General features: G+C 44.8%; 8 protein-coding genes. 6 read left to right on the forward strand and 2 right to left on the reverse strand.

What is annotated here, in order from left to right; genetic code table 11:
- Positions 1 to 11: 11 nt before the first annotated feature.
- Positions 12 to 413 (reverse strand): nitrous oxide-stimulated promoter family protein, encoded by a 402-nt coding sequence (locus L2744_RS12650; RefSeq protein ID WP_248992238.1) that lies wholly within the window; start codon positions 411 to 413, stop codon positions 12 to 14.
- 139 nt (positions 414 to 552) lie between these two features.
- On the reverse strand, positions 553 to 912 hold the full coding sequence (locus L2744_RS12655; protein WP_248992239.1) for a DsrE/DsrF/TusD sulfur relay family protein: 360 nt from the start codon (positions 910 to 912) through the stop codon (positions 553 to 555).
- Between the two features lie 271 nt (positions 913 to 1,183).
- Between L2744_RS12655 and L2744_RS12660 the strand changes: the two genes are divergently transcribed.
- From L2744_RS12660 to L2744_RS12685, 6 genes are all read left to right on the forward strand, one after another.
- Complete coding sequence (locus L2744_RS12660; protein ID WP_248992240.1) at positions 1,184 to 2,053, forward strand: hypothetical protein; 870 nt, start codon at positions 1,184 to 1,186, stop codon at positions 2,051 to 2,053.
- Between the two features lie 126 nt (positions 2,054 to 2,179).
- Positions 2,180 to 2,479: a hypothetical protein gene (locus tag L2744_RS12665; RefSeq protein WP_248992241.1), complete on the forward strand. Its 300-nt coding sequence runs from the start codon at positions 2,180 to 2,182 to the stop codon at positions 2,477 to 2,479.
- A 10-nt stretch (positions 2,480 to 2,489) separates the two neighbouring features.
- Positions 2,490 to 3,944 carry a protein adenylyltransferase SelO gene (locus L2744_RS12670; RefSeq protein WP_248992242.1) on the forward strand — a complete coding sequence of 485 codons (1,455 nt, stop codon included), beginning with the start codon at positions 2,490 to 2,492 and terminating at the stop codon, positions 3,942 to 3,944.
- 12 nt (positions 3,945 to 3,956) lie between these two features.
- The gene (locus L2744_RS12675) at positions 3,957 to 4,280 is read left to right on the forward strand and encodes a DUF3630 family protein (protein WP_248992243.1); all 324 of its coding nucleotides are present in this window, start codon (positions 3,957 to 3,959) and stop codon (positions 4,278 to 4,280) included.
- Between the two features lie 10 nt (positions 4,281 to 4,290).
- Positions 4,291 to 5,328 (forward strand): serine/threonine protein kinase, encoded by a 1,038-nt coding sequence (locus L2744_RS12680; RefSeq protein ID WP_248992244.1) that lies wholly within the window; start codon positions 4,291 to 4,293, stop codon positions 5,326 to 5,328.
- Between the two features lie 124 nt (positions 5,329 to 5,452).
- On the forward strand, positions 5,453 to 6,061 hold the full coding sequence (locus tag L2744_RS12685; protein ID WP_248992245.1) for a thiol:disulfide interchange protein DsbA/DsbL: 609 nt from the start codon (positions 5,453 to 5,455) through the stop codon (positions 6,059 to 6,061).
- Positions 6,062 to 6,256 lie beyond the last annotated feature (195 nt).

A 6,256-nucleotide genomic window follows, 5' to 3' on the forward strand; every position in this document is an offset into this window, starting at 1 on the left:
CAAAAGTATTACTAAGGGTTTTTCTTTGAATTGGCGATACGCTGATGTCGATTTGATGCCGCATCAGGCACAGTGCTTGGAACCGGAGTTCGTTCGGCTAGTAGATGTTTGATGGCGCGTATTGGGTGCGGTAGCAGCATACGTGGCCCTGAATAGATCATGATTTCTTTAACCATTTGCTTCTGGGCGGGCTTGTAGCAATGCACAGGACATTTATTACAAGTCGGTTTGTTTTGGCCATAGGGGCAGCGGTCTAAGCGAGTCGCTGCATAATCTAATAGTTCAAGACAATTAGGGCACAGACCGCTTTCATTTTGTCCTTGGTGCTGCGCTTTACAGTAAATTTTCGCCATAGCGGCTATTGTTTGGTGTTCGTATAGAAGCTTGCCTGTAAGTAGTTCCGCTGCGTCCATTTGAATACCTTAGTCAGTTACTCGGATATCCTATGATAAGCAGTGAAATTGGCGCTGACAAAAGAGAAGCGCCAATTTATGAAGGTGCGCACAAAATAAAGCTTTAAATCGAGCAATAAAATAACCCTTAGCGCTCGTCTTAAATATGGATAACTTTATCTGCGGCTAAGGTCCAGCGCGTTAAATCCTGTAATGTGCCAATTTCGGTGCCTTCAATAATCATCTCAGCATTCACACCACGGGCTTGTGCGCAGGTTTTACAGAGCAAAATGGGCACTTGTTGTGCACTGAGGATTTCAAACATCTGTTGTAGGTTGTAGCTCAAATCCGGTGTCGTTTGGTTTTTGAGTGCGCCAAAAATAGCATCTGACATTAAAAATATCTTTAGATCAATGGCTTGATCTTCTTGATCCTGTAATGCCAAGGCGATGCGTAAGGTATTAAATAGTTTTTCTGTACCGTATGGACTTGCATGGGCGACGATGAGTATTTGTTGCATGGCATTCCCTTTTTAGCGTTGCAAAACCTTGAGTTATCGATAGATGAAGAGGTAAAACTCAAGTCTAATGCAATTTATTATAACGATTTGAGTGTAAGATCGTATAAAAAGGCATAATTACTTGATTTACACTCATAGTATGGACTTTAATAGCGGTTAATCTCTGCTCAATTTTTAGATAAACCCCGTTGCCAGCCACCTCAAGGGATATGGCTTGGCAAGCCAATTGACACAGCTTCTGACGAGAAGCGGCCATCAAAGGTGAACAAGAATGAAGATCATTGTCGTAATAATACTGATTGCAATCGGTGTGTTTCTATTTCGTCGTGCCCAGCGCTTGGCGAAGGAGGAGCAAGAAGCGATAACGCCTAAAAAAACGCCTGAAAACTCGGTTGTTAATACCGAGCCAGCCGAGCAGGTTGAAACCACAACCTCTGCAGAGGAAACGAAGGTTGTCGCTTTGCCAGAATCTGAGGTTATTACTGCAAAAGAAGTTGAAGCCGAGTTAATGCCCCGCGGATCTCTCGATCAAACACAAACCATCCAAATTGCACCCGATATTAATGAGGCAGATACGGCCGCTACTCATAATAAAGAAGCCGTTATTATTTTAGGTTCAGCACCGGATGAAGCCGGAGATCAAGTCCAAAGCACACCTAAATTTGAGCCGATGTCTGAACCGATTCCACAATCCCCTTTAAATATGGGATCGGCTTCCTCGCAACCTGAGGCCAGTATTGCCGCGCCAGATGTGTGGGCAAATATCACACTACAGCGCGCCTTTGAAGAATACCAACGGGCTGGCTCCTCCCTTGAGCGTTATACCGCGCTGCAAAATATGATTGGTGAGTGTTACAAGCAGCGTAAATCTGCGGATTATCTTAACTATGGCGCCCAGTTAACTCAGCCTTATTTAGCACTATTCCATACAGTTGCAGCAGAACAAGGCAAAGAGTCTGAGCTTAAAACCTCCGGTTTTTTACAACTTGCGACCCTACTCTGTGATACTCAAGCATTTGATGCTGCTATCGCACTGTGCCAAGAGGCATTAGTATTTGGGCTAAGCGATGGTACTGTGACTGGCTTTGAGGGACGAATTAGCCGCATCGAAAAGGCACAGGCAAAAGTAGCAAGGGTTTAACACAAATGAGTGGATTAAACCCTTAGGTGAAAAGCGGTTATTTCCCTCGCTTAGGCAGTGTAGAATCCCTCTTAACTGAATGCGCAAAAGCGAACTAAGGTTCGCTTTTTTTATGGGGTAGAAAAGATGAAGTTAAGTTATACCTTGCCTAGTGTCTTATTGGGATTATTGCTACTAAATGGTTGTACTAAAGCGCCTGAATGGACTCTTTTCTATTACCCTAATGCCGATGTCGTGCCCACAGAGTCTTTACAAGTTGATGATATAAATGGTTATTACGATACTTTAGACCAGTGTCAGCGTAAGGCTCAGGGTATGCAGCGTTTAAGTCAGTCGAGTACCACTGGTGTTGGTGTTTATCAATGTGGGCATCAGTGTGATTTTGATGCTAACTCTGTGCTTGTTTGCAAGACCTTGAGCCAATAGGCGGATAAGCATGCAGTTTAAACAGGATTTTTTTACTCAATTACCCGAATTTTATTCCCAAGTGTATCCCCAAGGGATCAGTAATCCACAGTGGCTAGCTTGGAGTGATGCTGCTGCCCAACTGATAGGGTTAACTCAGCCTACGGACGAGTTACTATTAGGTTTATCGGGTAATGCCGCCATCGATGGTGCAACTTACTATGCCCAAGTGTATAGCGGTCACCAATTTGGCGGGTATACGCCGCGCCTAGGTGATGGTCGCTCAATTATTTTAGGTGAGGCAACTGGACCAAATGGAGCCTGGGATGTTGCACTTAAGGGTGGTGGTCCAACCCCATACTCACGTCATGGTGATGGCCGCGCCGTCATGCGCTCAGCCGTCAGGGAGTTCTTAGTCTCGGAAGCTTTGCATCATTTGCATGTACCTACTACTCGTGCCTTAGCTGTGATTGGCTCGGATATGCCCGTATGGCGTGAGAGTCAAGAAACCGCAGCTATTACAGTGCGTTTAGCCCGTAGCCATATTCGCTTCGGTCACTTTGAGTATTTTTGCCATAGTGAGCGTGGTCGTGCCGATAAACTGATCCAACTACTCAATTTTACGATTAGCCAGCATTATCCCCATTTGAGTTGTGATGCTGCGGGTTATAAGGCGTGGTTTTTACAGGTAGTACAGGACACGGCTAAGATGATTGCCCATTGGCAGGCGGTGGGTTTTGCCCATGGAGTGATGAATACCGACAATATGTCAATATTGGGCGATAGTTTCGATTTTGGTCCTTTTGCATTTCTCGATACTTTTCAAGAAGATTTTATTTGCAATCATTCCGACCCTGAAGGCCGTTATGCCTTTGGTCAGCAACCTGGCGTAGGTTTATGGAATTTGCAGTGTTTAGCGCAGGCATTGAGCCCTGTGATCCCATCCGATGATTTAATTGCAGCGATCAATCAATATCAAGATGCCCTAGTGCAGACCTATTTGCAGTTAATGCGCTCCAAATTGGGTCTGACAACATTTGACAAGTCAACGGCGGAGCAGGACAAGCAAGATCTTGATCTGATAGGTCAATTCACAGTGATGATGGAAAAAAATCAGCTTGATTACGCTCAAACGTGGCGCCAATTTGGCAAGTTAGATCCAACGAGTCAACATACTGCTATGCGGGATGATTTTATCGATATCAGCCAGTTCGATACTTGGTATAAAGCCTATCAGCTTAGATTGGGCGATGTCGCGGATATTGCGGCGTGGCAAACCGAGCGCAATAGTGTCAATCCTAAATATATTTTGCGTAATTATTTGGCTCAAGAAGCGATAATTGCCGTGGAAGAGGGTAACCTTGCGCCACTGCAGCGTTTGCAACAAGTGTTGAGTCAGCCCTTTGCAGAACAAATTGAACATGAAGAGTTAGCCAAGCGTCCACCGGATTGGGGACAAGGGTTAATTATGTCATGTAGTAGTTGATTGGATAAAAGCATGAAATTACCAAGCACGCATATAAAAGCCATTGGCTTAGATGCCATTAGCTTAGATAAAAGCGCATTAAGCTTATCGATTAGTGCCAATATTGATTTTGACCGCTTCGCCGATTTTGCCGAGCCGCTGGTGGCCGCATTAGATTGCACTGTACGCGAACGCCAATGGGGAGCAGACAGACACCAATGGTTGCTGGAGTTTGAGGGGAGTCAACTATGGCTCAATTACGAGTTTTACGGCAACATTTGCTGGCTTTCGACCGAACGGGAAGCCGATTTTGAAGTGTTAGAATATTTAGCGACTTTGCTGAAATCTCACCAATAAGTGGATCAATATGAGCCCAGAACAGGTTAATCAAAGCAAGACGCCATCAGCCAGGCAAGGTAGCGGCGCTGAGTTTCATTTTAAAGCCTTAACACCAGACTTGATCTTAGATGCGATAGAGAGTCTCGGCATTTATCCCGAAACGGGCTTGCTTGCGCTCAACAGTTACGAGAATCGTGTGTATCAATTCCGTAGCGACGAAGGGGCGCGTTTTGTGGTCAAGTTTTATCGCCCAGATCGTTGGAGTAATGCTCAAATTCAAGAAGAGCATGATTATGCTCTAGCCCTCGCCGCTGAAGATATCCCTATGGCAGTGCCAGTGATCTTGAATGGAAACACATTGCATGAGTATCGAGGTTATCGATTTACTCTATTCCCCTCCTTGGGCGGCCGCGCTTTTGAGGTCGATAATTTAGAACAGCTGGAATTAGTTGGCCGATTTATCGGTCGCATCCATCAATATGCCGCGCAGGAAGTCTTTTCTGAGCGAGAACCATTGAACCCACAGATCCTAGGTAAAGAACCTCTGGCATGGTTAAAGCAGTCTGATCTGGTCCCTACGAGTTTACGGCTGCCATTCTTCACTGTCGTGGAACAAGTGCTCGCGAAGGCAAATGCCATTTGGAAACGACAAGCTTTTGCCTCTATTCGCCTGCATGGCGATCTGCACCCTGGCAACATCCTATGGACGCCTAACGGACCAGGTTTTGTGGATTTAGACGATGCCCGTATGGGGCCAGCAATTCAAGATCTATGGATGATGTTAACGGGTGACCGGCAGCAACAATTGATGCAGCTTGAGATATTGCTCGAAGCCTATGAAGAGTTTTGTGAGTTTGATACAAGGCAATTAGCTTTAATCGAACCCCTGCGTGCGCTACGTATGGTGCATTACAACGCATGGATTGGCAGACGTTGGCAAGATCCGGCTTTCCCGATGAACTTCCCGTGGTTTGGGGATGAAAAATATTGGGAGCAACAGATTTTAGCGTTCAAAGAGCAATTATTTGCCTTAGATGAACCACCTTTGAGTTTAATACCCTATTAAAAGACTGACCGCTGACATCTTCTGTGACATTAGATTGAACTCTTAAGCTTGAGTTACACTCAAAAAATGGAATATGTTAGTCTTCGGTACAAAACTATTTATAAAATTGATTTAAGGAATTTTAATGAAAAAAGCATTACTCATGGCAGCGGCTCTATTACTCGCTCCAATGGCGGCATTGGCTGCGCAATACCAAGAGGGTGTCCATTACACTGTGATTAACGATGGCCCAGCAACTGCAAAGCCAGAGATCACTGAGTTTTTCTCGTTCTACTGCCCGCATTGCTACACTTTTTCTAAAACTGTAGTACCCAAAATCATGGCGGAAAAGCCAGATGGTATCGCTTTTAACCAAGCGCACGTCGATTTTATTGGTAAAGAAATGGGCGTAGAAATGTCACGAGCCTTTGCCGTTGCACACCAATTAAACGTTGCAGATAAGGTGGAACCCGCACTATTTTCAGCCATTCACGATAAAAAGCAGCATTTTACAAACCGTGATGATATCCGCGCAATTTTTATTGCTAATGGTGTTGATGGTAAAAATTTCGATGCAGCGGCGGAATCTTTTATGGTTAACGCACAAATGTCAAAGATGAAGCGTGATACTGAAAACGCCAAATTAACAGGTGTGCCTGCTTTAGTGGTTAATGGAAAGTACCGCGTTGAAACTGGAGCGATTAAGTCCTACGACGAACTGTTAGAGATTGCGTATTTTCTCGCGAAAAAATAATGCTAATAGCATTATCACACCCTAATGACATGATCGGGTGATTTGCCTAAAAAGCATGAATATCAAAGGAGCCCTTAGGCTCCTTTCAGACTGCTGACAAAGTCCTGGACGCCGATCCAGGACTTTGATCTAATAGGGTTAGTTGAATTGATGGCTAACCACTATGCTAAAACCTCCTTCTCCTCAACAATATCA

The sequence above is a fragment of the Shewanella profunda genome (assembly GCF_023283765.1).
GTDB classification, from domain to species: Bacteria; Pseudomonadota; Gammaproteobacteria; order Enterobacterales; family Shewanellaceae; genus Shewanella; species Shewanella profunda.

Bases quoted from the DNA above. Each gene is read 5' to 3' on its own strand.
- L2744_RS12650 (WP_248992238.1), bottom strand. From the start codon at position 413: ATGGACGCAGCGGAACTACTTACAGGCAAGCTTCTATACGAACACCAA.
- L2744_RS12655 (WP_248992239.1), bottom strand. From the start codon at position 912: ATGCAACAAATACTCATCGTCGCCCATGCAAGTCCATACGGTACAGAA.
- L2744_RS12660 (WP_248992240.1), top strand. From the start codon at position 1,184: ATGAAGATCATTGTCGTAATAATACTGATTGCAATCGGTGTGTTTCTA.
- L2744_RS12665 (WP_248992241.1), top strand. From the start codon at position 2,180: ATGAAGTTAAGTTATACCTTGCCTAGTGTCTTATTGGGATTATTGCTA.
- L2744_RS12670 (WP_248992242.1), top strand. From the start codon at position 2,490: ATGCAGTTTAAACAGGATTTTTTTACTCAATTACCCGAATTTTATTCC.
- L2744_RS12675 (WP_248992243.1), top strand. From the start codon at position 3,957: ATGAAATTACCAAGCACGCATATAAAAGCCATTGGCTTAGATGCCATT.
- L2744_RS12680 (WP_248992244.1), top strand. From the start codon at position 4,291: ATGAGCCCAGAACAGGTTAATCAAAGCAAGACGCCATCAGCCAGGCAA.
- L2744_RS12685 (WP_248992245.1), top strand. From the start codon at position 5,453: ATGAAAAAAGCATTACTCATGGCAGCGGCTCTATTACTCGCTCCAATG.